Origin of the sequence: Streptomyces sp. WM6386 (genome assembly GCF_000972385.1) — a bacterium.
Classification (GTDB): Bacteria; Actinomycetota; Actinomycetes; order Streptomycetales; family Streptomycetaceae; genus Streptomyces.
Genome location: NZ_JXTE01000098.1, coordinates 1 through 22,345, shown reverse-complemented (window position 1 = coordinate 22,345; position 22,345 = coordinate 1). Strand labels below are relative to the sequence as shown.

Below are 22,345 nucleotides of genomic sequence, written 5' to 3'. Positions count from 1 at the left end.
CACCTTCCCCCTCACCACCCGCATCCACGGCGGCCCCGACGTCTACGAGATCGGCGGCGGATACGCCACCTGGTACCTCGACCTCACCAACACCACGGACCGCGCCTGCGAGAACATCCACCCGGTAGTGGTCCTCGTCGACAAGAAGCACGCGCTGGAACCCGACCAGCCCCAACTCGAGTTCTACGAGGGCAGGCGTCCCCACCCCGTCCGCTTCGAGACCACCGACGAGGACGAACTCGTAGGGGTGTTCCGGCAGGGCCTCACCGTCGCCCCCGGCAAGACCCGCACCGTGAAGATGCGCCTCGCCCTCACCTCGGACGCCGTACCGAACGAGGTCACCGCCAACGCCGCGGTCGTACAACGTCATGAAGACGACGGCGACTGGGTGGGCCAGTCCAACGACTACCGCTTCGCCGTCGACACCGAGGCCACCGACGACCCCTCGCACCCGCGCCGCACCGAAGACGCCGTCCCCCACGCCGAAGAAGCCGCGGAGCTGGCCCACACCGGCCCCAGCACCCCCGCCCGCCTCCTCGCCGCCGCCCTCCTTCTCACCACCGGTGGCACACTCCTCCTCGCCCGCCGAACCAACCGGAAGTAGGCCATTCCCTCAAGATCCGGCCACTGTCTAGGCTGGGGCCGACGCAGCACCGCGTACATGCGTACGGCAGGAGATCCCGCACATGGCAGACCGCAGGCCCATCGATTCGTGGCTCACCGACATGGATGGTGTGCTCATCCACGAGGGCGTACCGATCCCCGGCGCCGACGCCTTCCTGAAGAGGCTCCGGGAGTCGGGCAAGCCTTTCCTGGTGCTCACCAACAACTCCATCTACACGGCGCGGGACCTGCACGCTCGTCTGCGGAGGATGGGCCTGGACGTCCCGGTTGAGAACATCTGGACCTCGGCGCTGGCTACCGCCAAGTTCCTGGAGGACCAGCGGCCAGGTGGTTCCGCCTATGTCATCGGCGAGGCGGGTCTCACCACGGCCCTTCACGAGGTCGGCTACGTCCTCACCGATACAGATCCTGACTTTGTCATTCTTGGTGAAACTCGGACTTATTCCTTCGAAGCGATGACGAAGGCCGTCCGGCTCATCAACAACGGTGCTCGGTTCATCGCGACGAATCCCGACGAGACCGGACCTTCACCCGAAGGGGTACTGCCGGCCACAGGTTCGGTCGCGGCACTGATCACCGCGGCGACCGGCAAAAAGCCGTACTTTGTCGGCAAGCCGAACCCGCTGATGATGCGGGCTGGCCTGAACGCGATCGGAGCACACTCCGAGTCCAGCGCGATGATCGGTGACCGGTTGGACACGGATGTTCTGGCGGGCCTGGAGGCGGGGATGGTGACGTTCCTCGTCCGCACCGGTCTGACGTCGGATGCGGACATCGATCGGTACCCGTACCGCCCCTCGAAGGTCGTGGACTCGATTGCGGACCTCGTCGACCTTGTGTGATACCTCGTCAGCGGAGACGGAGAAGGCCCTCCTGGGAGGGCCTTCTCCGAAGCCGCTGTCTGTCACTGGCTGACCATGCCATTCACCGTTTCCATACGATCTCGATCAGCTCGGGGCGGAACCTGCCTCGTTGCGCGCCACCCTTGCCTGCCGGCTTGATCACCACGGCGTCGATGGCGCGCTCGATCTCCTGGCGTTTCCTGTCCACGGAGCAGCTTCCCCACTCGCGCAGAATGCGGGCAACAGTGGAGGCGGGCCGCTCTGGCGCCGCCGTGAGAACCACGGCCTGCTCTCGTGTGCGTCGTTCCTTCTCCTCGAGCCGCTTCATCTCCCGTGCGAACTCGGCTAGGGACAACAGGTCGTCAGCGCGGAGCTGCCGTGCCTCGGCCTTGTCTGCATCAATCTGTCCGAGAGTCACCTTGGCGGTCGCGAGCGCTGGGTTCTCCGCAGCGGAAAGGGGCGCTTTGTCGAGCTGTCGGCGCAGATGGTCCAGCAGGTTCGACTCCACGTGATCCTCCAGAGGCGGCCCGCTGCGGGACAGGCCCCCGCACCCGCCATCGGCGGCACGGCAGTAGTAGTGATACCCGTGCTTCTCGTAGCTGGTGGTGCCTTTCTGGTAGACGCCGGACGACAGAGCGGCTCCACACCTGGCGCACCTGGCGATGCCGGTCAGCAGCCGCTTCGTGATGGTGGTGCCCTGTTTGCGGCCACTGCCTGGGTTCTTGCGAGCGTCGAGCTCCGCGACGAGTTCACCCCATTCCTCTGTGGTGAGAATGGGTTCCCACAGCCCGGTCACGGGTGTGCCGTCCGTGCGTTCGACCAAGTACTCGACGGGATCCACTCGTCCAGAACGTTCGCGGATCTCCTGCGGGATATAGGCCCGGTACCCACAGAGACGAGGGTTGCGCAGGATGTACAGGACGCTGCTGTAGCCGATCGTCCTGCCAGGCGGCGTCTGGGGACCGCGGACCCCGAGTGCGACCCATTCGCGGTGCACCGTGGCAACACTCTTGCCCAGCAGTACTTCCTTGCAGGCTGTCCTGATCAGCGCGGCCTCATGCTCGTCGACATGTTCGGCGTCCTTCCAACCGAAGGCTCGCTGCCCTCTGTGAGGTTTTCCGGCAGCGGCTTCGGCCCGCCTTTGCCGGGCGACTCGATACGCCGCGTCGGCTGAGAACTTGTTGGCGACCGTGACATGGATACGGGCCTGAAATCGGCCGTCCACGGTGGTGAGGTCGTAGTCTCCCGCCGTGGTGGCGAAGGCCATGGGGCGTCGGGCCTGTTCGTAGATGTCGATCAGTCGCTCCAAGTCGCGTGGTTGCCGGGCGACTCGGTCGATGTTGTAGGCCAGGATGCCGCTGATCGTGCCCTGCTCGAGGTCGTGAAGCATCTCCTCGAATTCCTTGCGTCGCACTCTGCGCTTGTAGGCCGAGGTGTCGTTGTCTTCGTAGACGCGGTGTACAGCGCGGCGCTGGAGCCTGGCCAGGTCGTACACGTCTTCGCGTTGGCGCAGGACACCCTCGCGCCCGTCTCGTCCGTCTCCGAAGGCTCCGGTGTCCGACACTCGGGTGTAGCTCCCGGCCACCGGCGCCGTCGCCGCGCTCATCACCAAGGCCACCGGCAAGCAGCCGAACTTCGCGGGCAAGCCCAACCCGCTGATGATGCGCACCGGTCTCAACGCGATCGGCGCCCACTCGGAGAACAGCGCGATGATCGGCGACCGCATGGACACCGACGTGCTGGCCGGCATGGAGGCGGGCATGCAGACGTTCCTGGTGCTCACCGGGCTGACCCGGCCGGAGCAGGTGGAGGACTTCCCGTACCGCCCGTCGAAGGTCGTGGACTCGATCGCGGACCTCGTGGACCGGATCTGAAACGCCACACCCCATGAACACGACTCGTACGGAGTAGTGGCGGCCCCCTGAGGATGCGGGGCCGCCGCCCCCGGGGGACTCTCCACATATCTGGAGGTTCACGATGGGTTCACTACGCCTCACTCTCTGCACCGCACTGCTGGCGGTCACCGCACTGGCCACCCCGGCGGCGCACGCGGCCGACGGTGCCGCGATCGCAGTCACCCCGTCGACCCCCGCCCCCGGCACCGACATCGCCCTTCGCGTGAGCGGCTGCGCCGACCGAACCGGCACGGCAGTCTCCGCTGCGTTCGTCGCCGACGTACGGCTCACCGGGGTGGACGGCGCCCTCGTCGGCGAGACCCGGGTCCGCACCGAACTGCGGGCGGGCTCCTACGGCGTCCAGGTCACCTGCGGGGACATGTCCCACAAGACCGCCGTCACCGTCGTACAGGAGCCGTCCCCGCACACCTCCCCCGTCGCCCCGGTCCAGGCGGGCGGCGGCGGCACGGCTCACCTCGCCGCCGCCGACGCCCGCGCGGCCGGACCCGGGACCGCACAGGCGGTGACCGGACTGGTGCTGGCCGGGGTGGCGGCGGCGGCCGTGGTGCTGCGAAGGGTCCGCCGGAGCCGTGGGACCGACTGACGTGCGCTCCTCCGGCACGGGCCGCCTCCTCACCGGGGTGGCCTGGGTGGTGCTGCTGCTCGGGCTGTGGCTGTGGGGGCGGGAGGTCACGGATGTACGCAACGGGATATCCGCGCCCACGACCGGGGACGTGGCGGCGGTCGGACGGCCGCCCGACGTCGAAATGCCGCCCGCCACCGAGCCGTTGAGGCCCGCGCTGCCGCAGCGCATCGACATTCCCGGGCTCGGCGTGCAGGCGCCCGTGGTGGCCCGCGGGCTCGACGGGGGTGGCGCGATCGACCCGCCGCCCTACGACCAGGCCGGCGTCGTCGGCTGGTATGCCGCCGGGGTGAAGCCGGGGGCCGCCGGGGCCGCGCTGATGGTCGGGCATGTGGACACCGAGACCAGGCCCGCCGTCTTCTACAAGCTCAGCGCGCTGAAGCCGGGCGAGACGGTCCGGGTGATCCGCGACGACGGCAGGGTCGCCGAGTTCACCGTCGACGACGTCCAGGTCGTCGCCCGCGACCTCTTCGACGCCCGCCAGGCCTACGGGACACACGAGAAGGGCCGTGCCGAACTGCGGCTCATCACCTGCGGCGGCACCTTCGACCGGGCGAGCCGCAGCTATACGGCGAACGTGATCGTGTCGGCGTATCTGACGGGGACCGGCCTCTGAGCGGGCCGGGTGAAGTCCACTGCGGTTCGGCAGCGCCCGAAGGGGCGCGGGGCTGTGTCAATTTTGCGGCTGCCGCCACGTAGGCGCGACCAGCCACGACGGCGCCGCAGACGATCAACAACCCGTCCACCGCACTTCCAGCGGAGCGCTTGGTCCCGCCCTCGCCACCTGGCCCGGTCGACGGCCCGCTCCCCCCGAAGCCGCCGACCGGGCTGGTCCTCAACCGCGCGCGCACGGGCTGCGGGAGTAACCCGGCGACCGGCACGGGAGGCTCGTGAGCCAGCTGTGGTGGACAGTCGGCCGGGGGCTGGGGCCTTCTGTAGGAAGACTCTAGAACGGATGGGCCCCGAGGCCTAGGGGACATTTGACGTCATGTGAAAAACTGGTGGCTCTGCGTCATACGGCCAGGTGGTGTGTGGTTCTACGAGGGCCCGTCGGCCGTGCCGTCGAACTCCCGCCGCAACTCGGTGTCGTCCGCACTCCGTTCGATGACCGCGCTCGCGACCCGGTCCAGGGGCAGCCGGCGGCGGCGCGCGTACTGCCGCAGGGCGATGAAGGCATGGTCGGCACGGGTGTTCCAGCGCTCGGCGAGCATGCCCTTCGCCTGCTCGATACGGACCCGGCTGGAGAGGGCCTGCTGCAACTGTCCGGACAGGCTGCGGCACTGGGAGTGGACGGTGTTGTTCTGAAGCCCGAGGGACGCGGAGTCGGCGAGGATCTGGGCCATCGGCAGCTCCGAGCCGGACGACGGCTCCCCGAGCAGGGTGGGCACGAAGACGTTGAGCGCGCCGAACAGCCGATCGCTCCGCCGCAGCGGCACCGCGAAGGTCGTGACGACGTCGTGGCGCAGCGCCCGCTCGGTGAACTCCGGCCAGCGGGACGCCGCGCGGGCCGCCCGGATCGAGACCGGCGGGACCGCCCTGCCGGAGCCGTAGGTGTCCAGACAGGGGCCGCCGCTGTGCTGGGCCTGGAGCAGATCGATCGCCATGTCCTCGTGCGCGCTGCTGCCCGTCAGCGAGACGGTACGCCCGCCGTCGATGAGCATGACCCCGGCCGCCTGCGCGGCCAGCAGGTCGACGCAGTGGTCCGCCAGCCGCTGCAGGTAGTCCTCGACACCGAAGCTGTCGGACAGGGTGTCCGCCGCCTCCACCAGCGCCGCTGCCAGCCGGAGCTCCCGGGTGGTGTGGTGCATCCTCGCCCACTCCCCTTCGCTGTCCGCCCGCCCCGTCCCGGCGCGCGCCTACCCAGACCATCGGTGCTGTAACAGCTCCCCGACAAGGCTCGGGCGATCTCGTGTGCCCCACGACACGTATGTCAGGATTGAGCCTTGGACTGCAGCACCGAGGGGGAGTTGGATGTACGGCACGAGGGGGGCCGGAATGAGGACGTCCGCGATAGTGCTGGGGGCGGCACTGCTGATCGCCGGATGCTCCTCGTCCGGGGACAAGGACGAGCCGGACGATGCGTCCGGTGCCAAGATCACCCAACAGCCCAAGGGAACCGACCCGTTCTGGGTCAATCCGGAGGGCACCGCGGCCCAGCAGGTCGCGGAGTTCGAGAAGTCCGGCAAGGACGCGGACGCCGAACAGATCCGCAAGATCGCCGAGCAGCCCACCGGGCAGTGGATCGGCACGGAGAACCCCGAGCAGGAGGCGCGCGGCTTCACCGAGGCAGCCGACAAGGCGGGCCGTACGGCTTTGCTGGTCCTCTACAACATCCCGCACCGCGACTGCGGCAACTACTCCCAGGGCGGTGCCGCCGACGGCAACGCCTACCGGACCTGGCTCGACAGCGTGGCCGCGGGCATCGGGGACCGCGCGGCGACGGTCATCCTGGAGCCGGACGCCGTACTGCACCTGGTCGACGGCTGCACCCAGGACGAGTTCCACGAGGAGCGCTACGACCTCCTCCAGGGCGCCATCACCAAGCTCAAGTCCCTGAAGAACACCAAGGTCTACCTGGACGCGGGCAACGCCGGCTGGGGTCACCCGGACCAGATCTTCGAGCCGCTCCAGTGGGCGGGCGTCGACAAGGCCGACGGCTTCTCGGTCAACGTCTCCAACTTCTACTCGACCGAGGACTCCATCGCCTACGGCAAGCAGCTCTCCGCGAAGGTCGGCAACAAGCACTTCGTGATCGACACCAGCCGCAACGGCAACGGGCCCTACAACGAGGGCAAGGCCGACGAACGCTGGTGCAACCCGCCCGGCCGCGCCCTGGGCGAAACCCCGACGACGAAGACCGCGGACCCGCTGGTCGACGCGTACGTCTGGGTCAAGCGCCCGGGAGAGTCGGACGGCGAGTGCAAGGGCGGCCCGAAGGCGGGGGAGTGGTGGGCGGAGTACGCCTTGAACCTGGCGAAGGCCAGTAAGTAGCGGCACAGCGAAGGGCGCCCTCCGTCGCACGGAGGGCGCCCTCAACTATGTACCGCCTACGGAACCTTGATCCACTGAGCCTTGCTCGGCGTCCCCTGGTCGTCGTCCACGAACAGCATGTACCACCCGGACTGCACCAGATTCTTGTTCTTCGGCACCGTCACCGTGATCTTGTCCCCGGACACCTTGTACTTCAGCTCGATCGACCGCTGATCCACGTCGGTGACATGCGTCGCCGCACTGGGCCGGATCAGTCGCACCTTCTCTATCGTCGAGGCGTGCTGCGAGGTGAACGTCCCGGACTCGCCGCGCTCGATGGTCTGCGGACCACCGGACAGCGACGGCCGTGAGTCCCGGTAGAGATACGGCGGCGTGTAGATCTCGATGCGCTGCTCGAACTCGCCCGGCTTGGTGTTGGCCTTGTCGCTGTAGAGCGAGTCCGAGCCGAAGAACATCACCCGGCCGTCGGGCAGCAGGATCGAACCGGAGTGGTAGTTCCGACCCACCAGCGGATCGGCCACCTGCTCGAACGTGTTGGTCTCCGGGTGGTAGATCCGCGCCTGCAGGATGTTGGAGTCACCGCGCCCGCGGTAGTCCTCCGAACCGCCCGACACCAGGATGGAGTCGTCCGGCAGGACCGAGATGCCCGGGTACCGCGTGCCCTTCTCCAGTGTCGGCCCGTCCACGAACTTCGGGTCGTCCGCCTTCAGGTCGATGATCCGCGTCTTGTCGCTGGACTTGTCGGACTCACCCACCCCGCCGCCGCCGACCACCATGTACTTCTCGTCCTGCGCCGGCGCGAGCAGCACCGTGCCGGACGTCTCCATCAGCTTGGGGTCGCTGAGCCCCTGAAGCTTGGTGAACTTGTTGGTGTCGACGTCCCAGACCCCGGGGTCGCGGCCGATGTTGTCCGGTCCGTAGCCCGCATTGGACCCCGAGTAGAAGACCTTGCCGTTCTGCATCAGGAACAGCGCGGGGTACGTCGGGAACTGGCGGGTCCTGGGCAGATACGTCCAGGTCTTGGTCTTCGGGTCGAAGACCTCGTTCTTGCCCGGCACCAGCTGGCCGATGTCGTCGAGACCGGAGACGCTGAGGACCTTGCCGTCGCCCAGGGTGGTGAGCGTCGGGTACCAGCGGGCCTCGTTCATCGGGTCGACCTTGATGTACTTCTCGGCGACCGGGTCGAACTCGTAGGCGTCCCGGATCCCCTGGAAGTCCTTCTTGTCGAGGGCGAGCTTCTGCGCGATGCCGTACGTGTTGCGCGCGTCGGTGCCGGACAGTCCCTGGATGCGGTAGTTGTCCTGCGTACCGGTCTCGTGCGTGCGGCCGGACTTCTGCGCCTCGACGTAGATACGGCCGAGGCCCGGGTCGTTGCGCAGGAACTCGCCGGTCTTCTTGTCGAAGACCTTCTCGGCACGCTCCACGACGACCGGGTCCTTCGACACGAACGTCTTGCCGTTCTCCTTGCCGGTGAACTTGGTGCCCGCCGGCAGGGTGATCGGCTTGTCGGGGTTCTCGTTGTGGACGATCATCAGGCCGCCGGCCTTGGTGACGTCACCCTTGAGCTTCTCGTACCGCTTCGTACCGCCCGCGATCAGCAGATTGCCGTTGGACAGCTGTGTGTGGCCCGTGCAGAACAGGTCGCTGGGCGTGGGCACCTTCTTGATGGTGCCCTTGACCGGATCCCAGATACGGGTGTCGAACTTCTTGGCGTCGAAGTTCTCCTGGTTGTTCCCCGACCCCGCGACGAGCAGCACCTTGCCGGTGCGCAGCAGCGCCGCGTGGATCGTGTTCTGTCTGAACTCCTCCGGAAAATCGACGACTTCCCACTTGCCGTTGTCGGCTTTGTACTCCGGTTTGTTGATCTTGTACTGGTGGTATTTCTCGGTCCCGAAGCGGTAGAGCCACGGCCCGTTCATCCCGGCCAGTGCGAGTACCACCGCCGTACCTATCGCTAGGCGACGGGCACGACGGCGTCCGGCACGGTCGTTCATTCCTTACGTCCCCCAAGTCCACCCAGGGCGATTTGCATGGTCTGGTCGTTGCCCCCGCTGTTTCCGCCTGCGCCGCCCGGCTGAGAGGCGGCCCAGCTCGGCTTCTGGGCGGGCGCGTGCTGGGCCGGCAGGGGCTGCGGCTGGTACTGCTGCTGCGCCGGGACCACCGGGCCCTGCGGCTCCTCGGCGGGCTTCTTCTTCTCCTGGCGCAGCATGTGCCGCCAGACGAAGATCGGCGTCGCGGTGATCGACATGGCGAAGATCGCCCAGATGATCATCGCCGGGTGCGAGTGGCCGTAGACGAAACCGGCGGCGATCGAGCCGCCGAAGATCGCGATGAAGTACCAGTGGTAGCGGAAGGTCCCGAACCAGCGGTCGGGGCTGGCCGAGTCGCCCTTGGGGGTGACGACGAACTTGCTCTTGCGGCGCAGCGCGGAGTCGATCAGGGCCTTGGCGTACAGCGGCGCGGACAGCGCGGACATCACCATGCCGGCCACACCGCCGGAGCCCTCGGGCTCGTGCGGGGAGACGTTGTGCCTGCGGTTCCAGACGTAGAGGCCGATCTGAAGGGCGGAGGCGTTGCCGTAGAGCATCAGCCACACGGTGGGGTCGATGTTCACACCCGAGGCGCCCAGGCCCAGGAACAGCGCACAACTCAGCGCCGCGAGGATCCAGTTGAGCGCGGACATCGGGTAGAAGATGATCATCATCGTGTAGTTGAAGAGCTTGCCCGGAGGCAGGGAGTACCAGCCCTTCCAGTACTGCTTGAGGATCGTCTCGTACGTCCCTCGGGACCAGCGCATCTGCTGGGTGAAGAAGTCCGTCCAGGCGCTGGGGCCCTCGCCGACCGCGAGCACGTCGGGGGTGTAGACCGAGCGCCACTTCTTCCCCGTCGCCGGGTTCTTGTGGCGGTGGATCTCGAAGCCGGTGGCCATGTCCTCGGTGATCGAGTCGTACAGACCGCCGATCTGCTGGAGCGCCCTGATCCGCACGGCGTTGGACGTGCCGACGAACATCGGGGCGCCGTAGTAGTTGCCGGCGCGCTGGATGAGGGCGTGGAAGAGGAACTGCTGCGACTCGGCGGCCTTGGTGACGAAGTTGTCGTAGTTGCCGTAGACCTGCGGGCCGATGACGAAGCCGACGTCCGGGTCGCGGAAGAAGCCGAGCATCCGCTCCAGGTAGTTGGGCAGCGGCACATGGTCGGTGTCGACGGAGGCGAAGTAGTCGTAGCCGTCGCCGTGGGCGTCCAGCCAGGCGTTGTAGTTGCCGTGCTTGGTCTTGGCGCGGTGCGGGCCCTTGGCCTGGTTCCACTTCGCGATGCCCTTGCGGGAGAAGTGGTGCACGCCGAGCCGGGCGCAGACCTCCTTGACCTCGGGGTCGTCACCCTCGTCGAGCAGCCACACATGCAGAAGGCCCCGGTGGCGCAGCTTGACCGCCGCCTCCAGGGTCTTCGTGACCATCTCCAGGGGCTCCTTCCCGGGCACGAAGGAGGTCAGGAAGGCCACTCTCGTGCCGGTCTCGGGCACCACCGGGACCGGGTCGCGGGCGACCAGCGTGGCGTGCGCGTTCGACAGCACGTTCATGCAGCGGAAGAACTCGATCAGGCCGATCGAGACGAGCATCACTATGTCGAGCGCGGGCAGCCACTTGAAGTCCACGTAGTCGCGCTCGGTCCAGTGCTCGGGCTGGAGCAGCCAGAACAGCAGGACCAGGGAGAGCACCGGCGCGGCGGCCAGCATCAGGGCGACTCTGATGCGGTGCGTCTCCTGCGAGATCAGCGATCGGTACTCCACCTTGTAGGGCTTCGACGGATCGGGCTGTGTGAGGGGTCCGGCCAACCGGCTGTAGTGCTCGTAGTCGTACTTCGGCAGGGTCTTCTTGATCCGGCGGAACGTGCCCGTCCGGGTCTGTGAAGCCACCCTGAGCTGAGTGGTTTCAGACGGGTCGAAGTCCTGCCGGGCGCCCGTCGGCGTCGACGTCATGAGTCATCCCCCCACACGCGAGTCATCGCGTGCTTTGTCGGTTCCTTACGTCTGCTCGAGTCCCCCTCGACTCTTCACAGACGTATCAGTGGTGGGCCGCAGTCACCACATTCTCCACACCAATAGACATGGAACTGCGACCTTCCGGTTGCATGATGCCCCCCTCGGCATCGTCCTATGAACGGGGCCCCTCTCCCCGTCATCACCGGCAACCGGCTCCGTGCCCCCCAAGTGCCGCGTATCCGCGGCATCTTGAAAACCAGGTTTCTACGGTGTCAGGCATGATCGCAAGATGCGAAACGCGGTGTTTACCGGTCATACGCGTTCATTGTGGCCCCTGTGGGGGCCTTGTGGGGAGGTTGTGGACAGTCGGGCACGGATGTTGCCGAAGTGCTCCCGTATAGCCCCCTCTGCCCGTATCGCATCCCCGGACCGTACCGCATCCAAGATCTCCCGGTGCTGCCCGCAGGTGATCCACGGATCCCGCGGAACACCCCCGAGATCCGTGCGTACACGGTGGAAGGCGTCCCGGAGCGCCTCCAGCACCTCGCTCAACAACACGTTGTCCAAACCCCGGTACAAAGTGGCGTGAAACGCTCGGTCGGTGTCGGTCAGGCCGTCGCCTCCATGCGCGGCCTGATGTTCCATACGGCTCACGAGCCCGTCCAGTTCAACGAGATCGGCCTGCGGCAGCCGCCCCGCGAGCCGCGACACGAGCCCCGTCTCCACCGCCTCCCGGAGCTCCAGCAACTGCAACAGCGAGTCCTCGCCCCGGTAATGCCCCGCGACCGTACGGAACGCGAGCCCCTCGATCATCGGCGCCAGGGACATCGGCCCGACAAACGTCCCGAACCCGTGCCGGATCTCCACGATCCCCATCGCCTGCAGCGCCTTGAGCGCCTCGCGCACCGAGTTCCGGCTCGCCCCCAGGTACTCCATCAGCTCGGGCTCGGTGGGCAGCGGCGCCCCCGAGGCCAGCCGCTCGTCAAGGATGAGCCGCTTGATCCGCTCCTGGAGGTCACGAGCTGCCATGGGCCAGAGGGTATCCGGCCAAACGGCCAGGAAGCGCCCCGTTCGCCCGAGCGACTTTCGTGACCTGGGGGTTCCCTGTCCCTCCCCTGACACCTCTCGTACGCCCTGACACCTCTCGTACGTCCTGACACCTCTCGTACGTCCTGACACCTCTCGGACGTCCTGTCAGCGCGCCCGCCGGCTCTGTCAGCGGGATGTCCGTGGCCTGTCAGCGCCTTCCGGCAGAGTCCCGCTCATCGAGAACGGCAGGCAGCTGACAAGGAGTTGAGATGTCCTACGCGATCCGCGCCGAGGGGCTGGTCAAGAAGTACGGGGACTTCACCGCCCTGGACGGGGTGGACCTGGAGGTCCCGGCCGGCAAGGTCGTCGGCGTCCTGGGCCCCAACGGTGCCGGCAAGACCACCACCGTGCGCATCCTGGCCACGCTGCTGCGGCCCGACGCGGGCCACGCGACCATCGGCGGGCACGACATCGCCAAGGACCCGGTGCGGGTACGGCAGCTGATCGGGCTGACCGGCCAGTACGCCTCGGTGGACGAGACGCTGTCCGGCGCCGAGAACCTGGTCCTGATCGGCCGGCTGCTCGGTCTGTCCCGGCGGGACGCGAGGACCAGGGCCGCGGAGCTCCTGGAGAACTTCTCGCTCACCGAGGCCGCCAAGCGCCCCATCGCCACCTTCTCCGGCGGTATGCGCCGCCGGCTCGATCTGGCCGCGAGCCTGGTGGGCCGGCCCCGGATCCTCTTCCTGGACGAGCCCACCACCGGACTCGACCCGCACGCCCGCCAGGAGGTCTGGGACGTGGTCAAGGGGCTGGTCGCGGACGGCTCCACGGTCCTGCTCACCACGCAGTACCTGGAGGAGGCCGACCAGCTCGCCGACTCCATCACGGTGTTCGACAAGGGCCGCAAGGTCGCCGAGGGCCGGCCCGGGGAGCTCAAGCGCCGTGTCGGCGGACAGATCCTTCAGGTCCGCCCGACCATGCCGGCCGACGTCCCGCAGGTGGCCGCGATCCTGGCCGAGCTGTCCGGGCATGCCGCCGCCGAGGAGTCGGGCGTGCTGACCGTACCGGCCGACGAGCCGCTGCTGGTCTCCGCGGTCGCCCGCCGGCTCGACGGCGCCGGCATCCCGGCCGACGAGCTCGGGCTGCGGCTGCCCAGCCTGGACGAGGTGTTCCTCGCCCTCACCGGCCACGCACCCGCCGTAGCCACCGCCGAACCGGCCGCCGTCTGACCCCCGCCTCTCCCACCCGGAAGGACTCCACCGTCATGGCCACCGACATCCTCACCACCCCCGACACCGCTGCACCGTCCGCCCCCACCAAGCCGGCCCGGATCGGTCTCGTGCCCACGCTCCACCACAGCCTGGCCCTGGCCGGGCGGGGCACCACCAAGTTCCTGCGCTCCCCGCTCCAACTGGTCGACGTGGTCCTGACCCCGGTCATCTCCCTGCTGATGTTCGTCTACCTCTTCGGCAAGGCCATCTCCGGCGGCGACCAGGACGCCTACGTGCAGCTGATCGTCCCCGGCGTCATGGTGATGACCGTGTTCCAGGCCAGCATCGGCATCGGGGTCTCCCTCAACGCGGACGCGAGCACCGGCATCTTCGACCGGTTCCGTTCCATGCCGATCGCCCGCTCGGCCCCGCTGATCGGCGCCGTGCTCGCCGACTTCGTCCGCTACGCCGTGTGCCTGGGCACCCTGGTCGTCCTCGCGCTGATCATGGGATACCGCCCCGACACCACCGTGCCCGCCGCGCTCGCCGCCCTCGGTCTGCTCATCGCCTTCGCGATGTCCTTCTCCTGGATGTCGGTGTGGCTGGGCATGGTGGCCAAGACCCCCGGTTCCGTGCAGGGCCTGATGACCATCCTGGTGCTGCCCCTCACCTTCGCCAGCAACGTCTTCGTCCCCGCCGACGACATGTCCGGCTGGCTCCGCGCCTGGTCCGACGTCAACCCCGTCTCCCTCATGGCCGACACCACCCGAGGCCTCCTCGGCGACGGCGCGGTCGCCTCACCCCTGGCGGGCAGCCTGGCGTGGATGGCCGGCATGGTCGTGGTGTTCCTGCCCCTGGCGATGCGCGCCTACCGCAAGAACAACGGCTGACCCGGTGACCGTGCCCGACGGGGTGGGAGCCGCACATCACGTGCGGTCCCCACCCCGTCGTCGTGCTACTCCGCCCGCACCGGAGCCCGCACCGCCCGGACCCCCAGCGCCTCCCGCTCCAGCCAGTCCCGGGCCTTCGCCCGAGGCATGGCCGTCCCCTTCCCGTACGCCGCGCGATACCCCTCCTCGCCCAGCGCCTCGACCATCCGCCTCCGATGCCCCTGGAGCTCCGGCTCCCCGGCGTCGAAGGCGCCGCGCATGACCTCGCTGATCCCGAACGCGGTCGCGCCGGCGGCCGGGGCGCCCTCCAGGGTGCGCAGACCGCCCAGGAGTTCGGCGACCCAGGCGAGGCCCGCCCCGGCGCCCTGACCGAAGAGAGCGCCCGCCGCCCGGGGGAGCAGAGCCCGGGCCTCGGGGGCGCGGCCTTCGGCGAGGTGGTTCTCGACGCGGGTGCTGAGGACCAGGTCGTGGGCGAGTTCCGCGAGGTCGGGTCGACGGCGGGACAGCGCCTCCAGGTGGTCCAGGGTCCGGTTCGCCTGGTCCACGTCCCCGGACATCCGGTGCGCGTTGGCGAGGCCGACCAGGATGTTGGCCTCCAGACGCAGCTGGCCGCGCTCCCTGGCCTGGCGGTGTGCGGCGCGCAGATCACGGAACGCGCCGTCGAGGTCTCCGCTGCGCCGCCGCTCACGGGCGAGCCGGGCCTTGCTGAGATAGAGGTAGTCCTCGGTGCCCAGTTCGGAGCTGAGGACGACGGCCCGTTCGAAGGTCGCGATGGCCGAGGCGTGCTCCCCGCGCAGGGAGTGGTCACGGCCGACCGGCATCAGCGCGAGCACGATCCCCCACCGGTCACCCACCGCCTCGAAGCCCCGCAGCGCCTCGATTCGCGACGTCACCCCGGTCTCCAGGTCGCCCTGCTCGGTGAGCGCGAAGTCCCGGGCGAGATGGGCACTGGCCCGCACCCACGGATCGGACGAGGCGAGCAGATCGTCAGCCGTCGGCGAGCTGCCCCCGAAGGCGACCTGGGACATCCGAAGCAGCAGCCCGGCGGGATGGAACTCACGGTCCACCGCCGAGTCCCCGCCCGAGGCCGCCGGGTCGGCGACGGAGTCGGCCACGTCCGCCAGATGGGTCTCGAACCGGCTGCCCATCCCCCGTATGCCCCAGTACCAGAACATCGCGGCACCGAACCGCACCGCCGTATCCCGGTCACCGGCCTCCCGGACGAGCCTCAGCGCGTGCGTGAGGTTGTCGTGCTCGCTGTCGAAGACGGCGGTGGCGCGCAGCTGTGCGCCGGTGCGCAGGAGCGGTTCGTGCTGCTGTGCCAGGGCCAGGTAGCACGCCGTGAAGCGGGCCGTGAGGTCGTCGCCGGACTCGGCCAGGCGCCGGGCCGCGTATGCGCGGACGGTGTCCAGCATCCGGTAGCGCGACTCACCGTCGGCGTCCCGGACCTCCTGCACCAGCGACTTCTCGATCAGCGCGCCGAGCACGTAGAGGACGTCGTCGGCGGGGACCTGCGGGTCCGAGCAGACCGTTTCCAGGGCCGTGAGCGTCGCCCCGCCGGGGAAGGCGGACAGTCTGCGGGCGAGGATCCGCTCCGGTTCGTCGAGCAGGTCCCAGCTCCACTCGACCATCGCGAGCAGGGTGCGCTGACGCGGCAGGGCCGTCCGGCTGCCGGAGGAGAGCAGCCGGAACCGGTCGTCGAGGCGGCGTGCGATCTGGTCCACGCCCATCGACCGCAGCTTGGCCGCGGCCAGCTCCAGGGCGAGCGGCATCCCGTCCAGACGGCGGCAGATCTCCAGGACGGCGTCCAGGTTCGACTCGTCGAGCGCGAATTCCTGCCGGACCCCGGTGGCCCGGTCCACGAACAGCCGGACAGCGGCCGCCGCCATCGCCTCGGCCGGCTCGGGCGACCCCGTGGGGACGTCCAGGGGCCCGAGGTGGAACAGCGACTCGCCGTTGATGGCGAGGGGTTCGCGGCTGGTGGCGAGGATACGCAACTCGGGCAGGCGCAGGAGGAGTTGATCGGCGAGCTCGGCGACCGCCTCGACGACGTGCTCGCAGTTGTCGATCAGGAGCAGGGTGTCGCCGCTGCCGAGGAGCTCGGCCGTCCGCTCCACCGCGGAGGCCTGCTGGGCCCCGCTGCCCTCGTACAGGCGTCCGTCGGTGGAGCTGAGCGCCCCGAGCACCACGTCGGCCAGCTGGTCGAGACGGCTCACACCCGCGAGGGGCACGAAGCGGACGCGGTCCCGGGCGTGCGCGGTGTCCCTCGTCGCGGCCTCCAGGGACAGTCGCGTCTTGCCCGCGCCGCCCGGGCCGACCAGGGTCACCAGACGGGCCGAACCCATCAGATCCGCGAGCCGGTCCAGTTCGCCGTCACGGCCGACGAAGCTGGTCAGCCGGGCAGGCAGCCGGCTCGGGGCGTTCGTGGGCCGTGCCGCCGGACGCTCCAACTCGCCGCGCAGCAGCGCGAGATGGATCTCCCGGAGCTCGGCCGACGGGTCGACGCCGAGCTCCTCGCCCAGCCTGCCGCGCAGGTCCTCGTAGACGGCGAGGGCGTCGTACTGGCGGCCCGCCGCCGACAGCGCACGCATCCGCAGGCCCGCGAGGCGCTCGCTCAACGGCCGTCGGGCGCCCGCCGCCTCGAGATCGGCCAGGACGTCGGCGTACCGCCCCGCCCGCAGCTCGGCGTCGAAGCGGTCCTCGACGGCCGCGGCCCGCAGTTCGTCGAGGCGGGCGGCGGCGGCGCCCGCGAACGGGGCCTCCAGCACATCCGCGAGCGCCGCGCCCCGCCACAGGTCCAGCGCGGCCGTGAGCGTCCGTGCCGCCTCCTCGGTCCGGCCTGCCGCGAGGGCGTGTCTGCCCCGGCCCGCCAGATTCTCGAAGCGGTACGTGTCCACGTCCTCTTCCTGTACGGAGAGCCGGTAGCCGCCCGCCACGGCATCCACCGTGCCGGTGCCGCGCAGCGCCTTGCGCAGCCGGGACACCAGGGCCTGCAGAGCGTTGGCCGCGTCGGCCGGGGGCTGCTCGCCCCACAGGCCGTCCACCAGGGAGTCCACGGAGACCGGGCGGCCGGCTTCGAGGGCGAGCCGGGCGAGCAGCATCCGCAGCCGCGCGCCGCCGATATCGACGGAACCGTCGCCGCCGTACGCCCGCACCGAGCCCAACAGATCCACCCTGAACATGCCAATTCCCCCACCCGCTGAGCCGCCCCTCGACCCCAACGCGCGCTAAGGATCACCCACTTGACCGCCCCGGTAAACCCCCACCCGGGCCCCCGAAACACGAAAGGCCCCTCACCTGAGTGAGAGGCCTTCGTTGTCTGTGCGCCGCCAGGGACTCGAACCCCGGACCCGCTGATTAAGAGTCAGCTGCTCTAACCAACTGAGCTAGCGGCGCCTGCTGACCCGGAGAACTGTACCCGATGTTTAGGAGTGCTCCGGACCGCCTCACCAGGGGCGGAGCGGTGGCCGTACATCATTCGGACCGTCAACATGCGCGTCCGGAAGACAGTTGAGAAACTGACGAATGTGTACAGTCGCGGACATTTCCAGCTGGAGTGTGAGGGGAATCGCATGGAGGCTCCGGGATTCAAGGAACCGGTATTCGAGGAATTCGATCCCATGAGCGACTGCGACTGCCCCGGATGTGTTCACTGGCGGCGCGTACTGCCGCATTCCCGCACCGGCCGCCACCCGGCGGCCCACCGGGCGGTCGTTCTCGCCGCGGCCGCCTCCACCGTCCTCGTCGGCCACGCGGCCCCCGCCCTCGCCGCCCCGCACGCCCCAGACCGCCCCGCCCGTCCCGGCGTTCCCGCAGGTGACGAGCCCGACACCCCGCAGGGCGGCAAGGCCCCGCTGCACGGCCCCGGCGGCAAGCCGGCGGTGATCAGGACACCGGCCACCACCCGCGCCGAGATCATCACGCGGGCCAAGGACTGGGTCGCCGCGCAGGTCCCGTACAGCATGTCGGAGTACTGGTCCGACGGTTACCGGCAGGACTGCTCGGGCTTCGTCTCGATGGCCTGGAACCTGCCGGGGAACGAATGGACGGGCAGCCTCGACCAGTACGGGGTGAAGATTCCCAAGGACGACCTCCAGCCCGGCGACATCCTGCTGTTCCACAATCCGGCGGACCCCGAGAAGGGCTCGCACGTGGTCATCTTCGGCGGCTGGACGGACTACACGCACACCTACTACATCGCCTACGAGGAGACCCGCCCGCGCGCCCGCAAGCAGGCCACCCCGTACGCGTACTGGAGCAACTCGGTCCGCTACACCGCCTACCGCTACAAGGGGCTGATGGCGGGCACGGCGGGCAGCGACAAGCCGAGCGAGCCGCCGCCGACGGAGGCCGCCCCGTACCCCGGCGCCGCCTACTTCGGCCCCGGAGCCAACAACAAGTACGTCACCGAGCTGGGCCGCATGCTCGTCGAGCGCGGCGCCGGGCCCTACTACACCTCGGGCCCGGGCCCCCGCTGGACGGACACCGACCGCCGTGCCACCCAGGCCTTCCAGCAGGCACAGGGCTGGCAGGGCCAGGACGCGGACGGGCTGCCGGGGCCGCAGACCTGGACGCTGCTGGCGACGGGCCAGGGCAAGGACATCAAGACCGGGGCGACCGCGCCCGGCGCACCGGGGGCACCCTCCTCGCACGGGGTGTCCGGCTATCCGGGGCGGGCGATGTTCCGGCCGGGCGTCAGCAACAAATACGTCACCCTGCTCGGAAAGCAGCTGGTGAAGAAGGGGTTCGGCAAGTACTACACGACCGGTCCCGGTCCGCGCTGGGACGAGGCGGACCGCCGGGCCGTGGAGGCCTTCCAGCGCACCCAGGGCTGGCGGGGCGGCGCGGCGGACGGCTTTCCGGGGCCGGAGACCTGGCGGCGGCTGTTCGCGTAGGCCGCTGTCCCGCAACAACCCATCCACTGTCATGACGTTTCTGGCGCGGAGGCTGGAGGCACGCATGAGCACGACCACTTCCCACACCCCCTCATCGACACCGGAGCCCGAAGGGCCTGCCGAGACGACCACCGCGTCCCGGCCCGCCAGGCTCATCCAGAACGAGGCGACCACCGAGATCCCCGTCCATCTGCTGTTCCGCGACGACCCGGACCACCCGGCACCGGTGCCGCTGGGCCCCGCGGTCGTGGGGCGTCGGCAGGGCACCGGCGAGCAGCCGCGCTTCCGGCGCCCGGTACCGGCCGAGCCGCGCCCCGCGCCCCAGGTCGACCCCGACCTCGTGGAGCGACCCGCGCGGGTGCTGCCCGGCTCGGCGGGGGTGCTCGCCGGCACCTGCGGGATGGCCGGGTGCTTGGCCGCCTCGTGGTGGGCGGGCGTGCTCTCGCCCCTCGCGGTGGAGGCGCTGCGGCTGCCGGAGTACGCCGGGGCCGGGCTCGGTCCCGCGCAGTGGGCCGCGTACGCCGGGGCCGGCGCCCTGAGCCTGTTCGGCTTCGGCGGGCTGGCGCGCGGGCGGACCGGGCGGGCCTGGGTGCTCGGCCTCTTCGGCCGCTACCGGGGCACGGTCCGGCGCACCGGCCTGATGTGGGTCAACCCGTTGCTGCTGCGTCGCCGGGTCGATGTCCGACTGCGGCACTGGCGCGGCGAGCCGATGCCGGCCGCCGACGGCAACGGGGTCGCGCTGCGGGTGGTCGTCCTCGTGGTGTGGCGGGTGCGGGACACCGCGCGGGCCACGCTGGGGGTCGAGGACCACGAGACGTATCTGCGCGAGTGCGTGGAGGCGGCGCTGGCGCGGGTGCCGGTGGAGCCGCCGGGCTCGGCGAGGGCGTCGGTGGACTCGGCGACGGACGCGCTGACCCGGTTGGTGGCGGCGGACGCGGGGCCGGTCGGCCTGGAGGTGTTCTCGGTGCAGCCGGTACGCGTCGAGTACGCCCCCGAGGTCGCCCCCGCGATGCACCGCCGCCGGATCGCCGCGCTGGACGCCCAGCACCGGTCGAGCGTGCTGACGTCGGTCGTGGACTCGGTGGAGGACACGGTGACCCGGCTGACCATGCGCGGCCTGGTGGAACTGGACGACTACGAACGCAAGGCGCTGGTAAAGGACTTGACGGTGGCGTTCTGCGCGGGGCGCGGGGAGACGGGTCAGTGATTGGTCTGGACACGTCTTTGATATGGACACAGCCAAGTGGTGGCAATAATCTGGGACTTGGTCTAGACCTGCACGGCTCACTGAACTTCCCCCACGTTCTCCAGGGAGCGGCAGCATGCGCAAAAAGACCAAGTGGTACGCCGCCGTGCTGGGCCTCAGCACGGCCGGAGCCCTCGTGCTCTCCTCCGGCGGCGCGAGCGGACACGGCTACACCGACCTCCCCGTCAGCCGGCAGAAGCTCTGTCAGAACGGCACCGTGACCAACTGCGGTGACATCCAGTGGGAGCCCCAGAGCGTCGAGGGCACCAAGGGCTTCCCCGGGTCCGGCCCGGCCGACGGGACGATATGCAGCGGCGGCCTGAGCCGGTTCAGCCAGCTCAGCTCGCCGAAGACCCCCTCGGGCGGCGCCTGGCCCACCACCAGGGTGACGGGCGGTCAGAGCTACACGTTCCGCTGGCAGTTCACCGCACGCCACGCCACCACGGACTTCAAGTACTACGTCACGAAGGCGGGCTGGAACCAGAACCACAACCTGGCCCGCTCCGACCTCAACCTGACCCCGTTCCTCACGGTCCCGTACAACAGCCAGCAGCCCCCGGCCACCCTCTCCCACAGCGGCACCCTGCCGTCGGGCCTGAGCGGCCACCACGTGATCCTCGCGGTATGGACGATCGCGGACACCGGCAACGCGTTCTACGCCTGCTCGGACGTCACCTTCTGATCAACTCCGGTAGGGTCCGCGTTCGGTGAACCCCTACTTCAACATAGTGATGCCCCTGATGATCGCCCTCCTGGTCTGGGGCGGGTACGCACTCGTACGCCGGACCAGGGAGCGGCGAGCGCCCTGGGAGAGCGGACTGACCGCCCAGGCACGGGTGGTGCGCGCCTGGGCCACGACCCAGATGGTCAACAACGTGGCCCGGCGCGTGCAGTGGCACGAGTACGACTACACCACCGGCGACGGCCTCGCGGTCCGCTTCAAGGAGAGCGGCGGCCCCCGGGACCGCGACAGCGGCGAGGAAGTCCTGGTGTACTACACCCCGGCCGACCCCGAGAAGGCCACCGCGTCCGAGCCGCAGCCCGGCAAGGACGCGGCGGGCATGGTGTTCGGACTGTTCTTCATCGGGGCGGCCGTCATCGCGATCCTGTACGCCTGGACGACGGTGCCGAAACTCTGAGCCTTACTTGAGACAGTCCGGCGTTCCCGGCGGGTACGTTCCCTCCACGATCAGTACTCTGACCTCGGGGGAAGCACCATGGACGTCATTTTCTACGCGGTACCCTGCCTGATCCTCGCCGTCGTCCTCTTCGTCGCCTACCGCGTGCTGTACCGCTCGCTGCAGCTGCGCAGCGCCTGGAGCAGCGGGCTGACGGCCGAGGGGCGCTGTCTGCGGGTGTTCACGACCATGCACGGCGGCGGCAACGACACGTCCGTGCACACCACGCTGCACCATGTCTACGAGTTCACCGCCCGCGACGGCCGCACGGTCCGCTTCGAGGAGGAGGACGGGCCGGCGACCAACCTCGAGGGCGACTTCGTCACCATCCACTACGCCGAGGGCCAGAACGTGGTCGCCACGGCCAAGCCGCCGCAGCGTGGCAGGCTGGCGGCGTCCACCGTGGGCGTCCTGGCGTTCCTCGGGGTGGCCGTGGTGTTCTGCGTCGGCTTCATGGTCACGTACCACCAGATGTCCGAGGAGTTCGACTTCGGCGACGACGGTGGCACCGACACCGTCGTGGTCGAAGGCGTGACGATGGCTCCGTGACCCTCGCGGCTCTCCACACCTGACGGTCCATCAACTACCGTGCGCCGCCATGAAGTCCAACAGGCGCACGGTCGCGGAACTCGTGGGCCGCGCAGCCCGACCTCGGGACGAAGATGGCGCCCCGGTTCGTCCGGGTCGTGGAGCGGATGCCGGTCACGGCGACGAACAAGATCCACCGGGCACTGCTGCGCAGAGAAGGCTTCCGATGCACCGACCCGGTCTGGTGGCGCCCGCCCGGCGAACGGACCTACCGGAAGCTGACCCCCAAAGACATCGAAGGACCCCTCGCTCCCACGAGAGGTCCTTCTGAAGTGCGCCGCCAGGGACTCGAACCCCGGACCCGCTGATGCTGCATCTACCCGGGGGATAACCC

The 22,345-nt window shown here is 69.4% G+C and carries 19 protein-coding genes, 1 tRNA gene and 1 pseudogene; 14 read left to right on the top strand and 7 right to left on the bottom strand.

The features are described from left to right. On the top strand, positions 1 to 604 hold a 604-nt coding region (locus TN53_RS37215), incomplete at its 5' end, for a hypothetical protein (RefSeq protein WP_046263256.1). A gap of 82 nt (positions 605 to 686) precedes the next feature. Then, positions 687 to 1,466, top strand: coding sequence for an HAD-IIA family hydrolase (locus TN53_RS37210; protein ID WP_046263255.1), 780 nt, complete (start codon positions 687 to 689; stop codon positions 1,464 to 1,466). Positions 1,467 to 1,548: 82 nt separating this feature from the next. Here TN53_RS37210 and TN53_RS37205 read toward each other — a convergent pair whose 3' ends face one another. Further along, on the bottom strand, positions 1,549 to 3,135 hold the full coding sequence (locus TN53_RS37205) for a recombinase family protein (RefSeq protein ID WP_234441792.1): 1,587 nt from the start codon (positions 3,133 to 3,135) through the stop codon (positions 1,549 to 1,551). Here TN53_RS37205 and TN53_RS37200 point away from each other — a divergent pair. The 3 genes from TN53_RS37200 to TN53_RS37190 all read left to right on the top strand — a co-directional run bounded on the left by TN53_RS37200 (position 3,128) and on the right by TN53_RS37190 (position 4,620). Further along, the gene (locus TN53_RS37200; protein ID WP_420719156.1) at positions 3,128 to 3,340 is read left to right on the top strand and encodes an HAD hydrolase-like protein; all 213 of its coding nucleotides are present in this window, start codon (positions 3,128 to 3,130) and stop codon (positions 3,338 to 3,340) included. The genes TN53_RS37205 and TN53_RS37200 overlap by 8 nt on opposite strands. 103 nt (positions 3,341 to 3,443) lie before the next feature. Beyond that, positions 3,444 to 3,965, top strand: coding sequence for a hypothetical protein (locus tag TN53_RS37195; RefSeq protein WP_046263254.1), 522 nt, complete (start codon positions 3,444 to 3,446; stop codon positions 3,963 to 3,965). Next, positions 3,952 to 4,620 carry a class F sortase gene (locus tag TN53_RS37190; RefSeq protein ID WP_046263253.1) on the top strand — a complete coding sequence of 223 codons (669 nt, stop codon included), beginning with the start codon at positions 3,952 to 3,954 and terminating at the stop codon, positions 4,618 to 4,620. The genes TN53_RS37195 and TN53_RS37190 overlap by 14 nt, the downstream gene beginning before the upstream one ends. 421 nt (positions 4,621 to 5,041) lie before the next feature. Here the strand turns inward: TN53_RS37190 and TN53_RS37185 are convergent, their stop codons facing one another. Then, positions 5,042 to 5,812, bottom strand: a complete 771-nt coding sequence (locus tag TN53_RS37185) for a GAF and ANTAR domain-containing protein (RefSeq protein WP_046263252.1) — start codon at positions 5,810 to 5,812, stop codon at positions 5,042 to 5,044. Between the two features lie 163 nt (positions 5,813 to 5,975). Here TN53_RS37185 and TN53_RS37180 point away from each other — a divergent pair, with 163 nt between their 5' ends. Next, positions 5,976 to 6,995, top strand: coding sequence for a glycoside hydrolase family 6 protein (locus tag TN53_RS37180; RefSeq protein WP_046263251.1), 1,020 nt, complete (start codon positions 5,976 to 5,978; stop codon positions 6,993 to 6,995). 56 nt (positions 6,996 to 7,051) lie between these two features. Here the strand turns inward: TN53_RS37180 and TN53_RS37175 are convergent, their stop codons facing one another. The 3 genes from TN53_RS37175 to TN53_RS37165 all read right to left on the bottom strand — a co-directional run bounded on the left by TN53_RS37175 (position 7,052) and on the right by TN53_RS37165 (position 12,003). Beyond that, positions 7,052 to 8,989 carry a kelch motif-containing protein gene (locus TN53_RS37175; protein WP_046263250.1) on the bottom strand — a complete coding sequence of 646 codons (1,938 nt, stop codon included), beginning with the start codon at positions 8,987 to 8,989 and terminating at the stop codon, positions 7,052 to 7,054. Further along, a complete protein-coding gene (locus TN53_RS37170; RefSeq protein ID WP_046263249.1) occupies positions 8,986 to 10,971 on the bottom strand; it encodes a glycosyltransferase family 2 protein in 1,986 nt (661 codons plus the stop codon). The genes TN53_RS37175 and TN53_RS37170 overlap by 4 nt, the downstream gene beginning before the upstream one ends. Before the next feature lie 315 nt (positions 10,972 to 11,286). Continuing rightward, on the bottom strand, positions 11,287 to 12,003 hold the full coding sequence (locus tag TN53_RS37165) for a FadR/GntR family transcriptional regulator (RefSeq protein ID WP_046263248.1): 717 nt from the start codon (positions 12,001 to 12,003) through the stop codon (positions 11,287 to 11,289). Between the two features lie 269 nt (positions 12,004 to 12,272). Between TN53_RS37165 and TN53_RS37160 the strand changes: the two genes are divergently transcribed. After that, entirely contained in the window at positions 12,273 to 13,232 is a 960-nt protein-coding gene (locus tag TN53_RS37160) for a daunorubicin resistance protein DrrA family ABC transporter ATP-binding protein (RefSeq protein WP_046263247.1), read from the top strand. A gap of 35 nt (positions 13,233 to 13,267) precedes the next feature. Continuing rightward, on the top strand, positions 13,268 to 14,104 hold the full coding sequence (locus TN53_RS37155) for an ABC transporter permease (RefSeq protein WP_095046937.1): 837 nt from the start codon (positions 13,268 to 13,270) through the stop codon (positions 14,102 to 14,104). A gap of 65 nt (positions 14,105 to 14,169) precedes the next feature. Here the strand turns inward: TN53_RS37155 and TN53_RS37150 are convergent, their stop codons facing one another. Together TN53_RS37150 and TN53_RS37145 are read right to left on the bottom strand one after the other, a co-directional pair. Further along, positions 14,170 to 17,286: a BTAD domain-containing putative transcriptional regulator gene (locus TN53_RS37150; protein WP_046263246.1), complete on the bottom strand. Its 3,117-nt coding sequence runs from the start codon at positions 17,284 to 17,286 to the stop codon at positions 14,170 to 14,172. Between the two features lie 140 nt (positions 17,287 to 17,426). Then, positions 17,427 to 17,500 (bottom strand) — tRNA-Lys (locus TN53_RS37145). A 224-nt stretch (positions 17,501 to 17,724) separates the two neighbouring features. Here TN53_RS37145 and TN53_RS37140 point away from each other — a divergent pair. From TN53_RS37140 to TN53_RS48680, 6 genes and pseudogenes are all read left to right on the top strand, one after another. Next, positions 17,725 to 18,999 carry a peptidoglycan-binding protein gene (locus tag TN53_RS37140; RefSeq protein WP_234441791.1) on the top strand — a complete coding sequence of 425 codons (1,275 nt, stop codon included), beginning with the start codon at positions 17,725 to 17,727 and terminating at the stop codon, positions 18,997 to 18,999. A gap of 64 nt (positions 19,000 to 19,063) precedes the next feature. Beyond that, positions 19,064 to 20,206 carry an SPFH domain-containing protein gene (locus tag TN53_RS37135; RefSeq protein ID WP_046263244.1) on the top strand — a complete coding sequence of 381 codons (1,143 nt, stop codon included), beginning with the start codon at positions 19,064 to 19,066 and terminating at the stop codon, positions 20,204 to 20,206. 115 nt (positions 20,207 to 20,321) lie between these two features. After that, positions 20,322 to 20,927: a lytic polysaccharide monooxygenase auxiliary activity family 9 protein gene (locus TN53_RS37130; protein WP_046263243.1), complete on the top strand. Its 606-nt coding sequence runs from the start codon at positions 20,322 to 20,324 to the stop codon at positions 20,925 to 20,927. Positions 20,928 to 20,952: 25 nt separating this feature from the next. Continuing rightward, positions 20,953 to 21,384 (top strand): DUF3592 domain-containing protein, encoded by a 432-nt coding sequence (locus TN53_RS37125; RefSeq protein ID WP_095046935.1) that lies wholly within the window; start codon positions 20,953 to 20,955, stop codon positions 21,382 to 21,384. A 78-nt stretch (positions 21,385 to 21,462) separates the two neighbouring features. Continuing rightward, positions 21,463 to 21,972: a DUF3592 domain-containing protein gene (locus tag TN53_RS37120; protein WP_046263241.1), complete on the top strand. Its 510-nt coding sequence runs from the start codon at positions 21,463 to 21,465 to the stop codon at positions 21,970 to 21,972. Positions 21,973 to 22,061: 89 nt separating this feature from the next. Then, a pseudogene (locus TN53_RS48680) lies at positions 22,062 to 22,319 on the top strand (acyl-CoA synthetase); the annotation flags it as partial. Between the last annotated feature and the right edge of the window lie 26 nt (positions 22,320 to 22,345).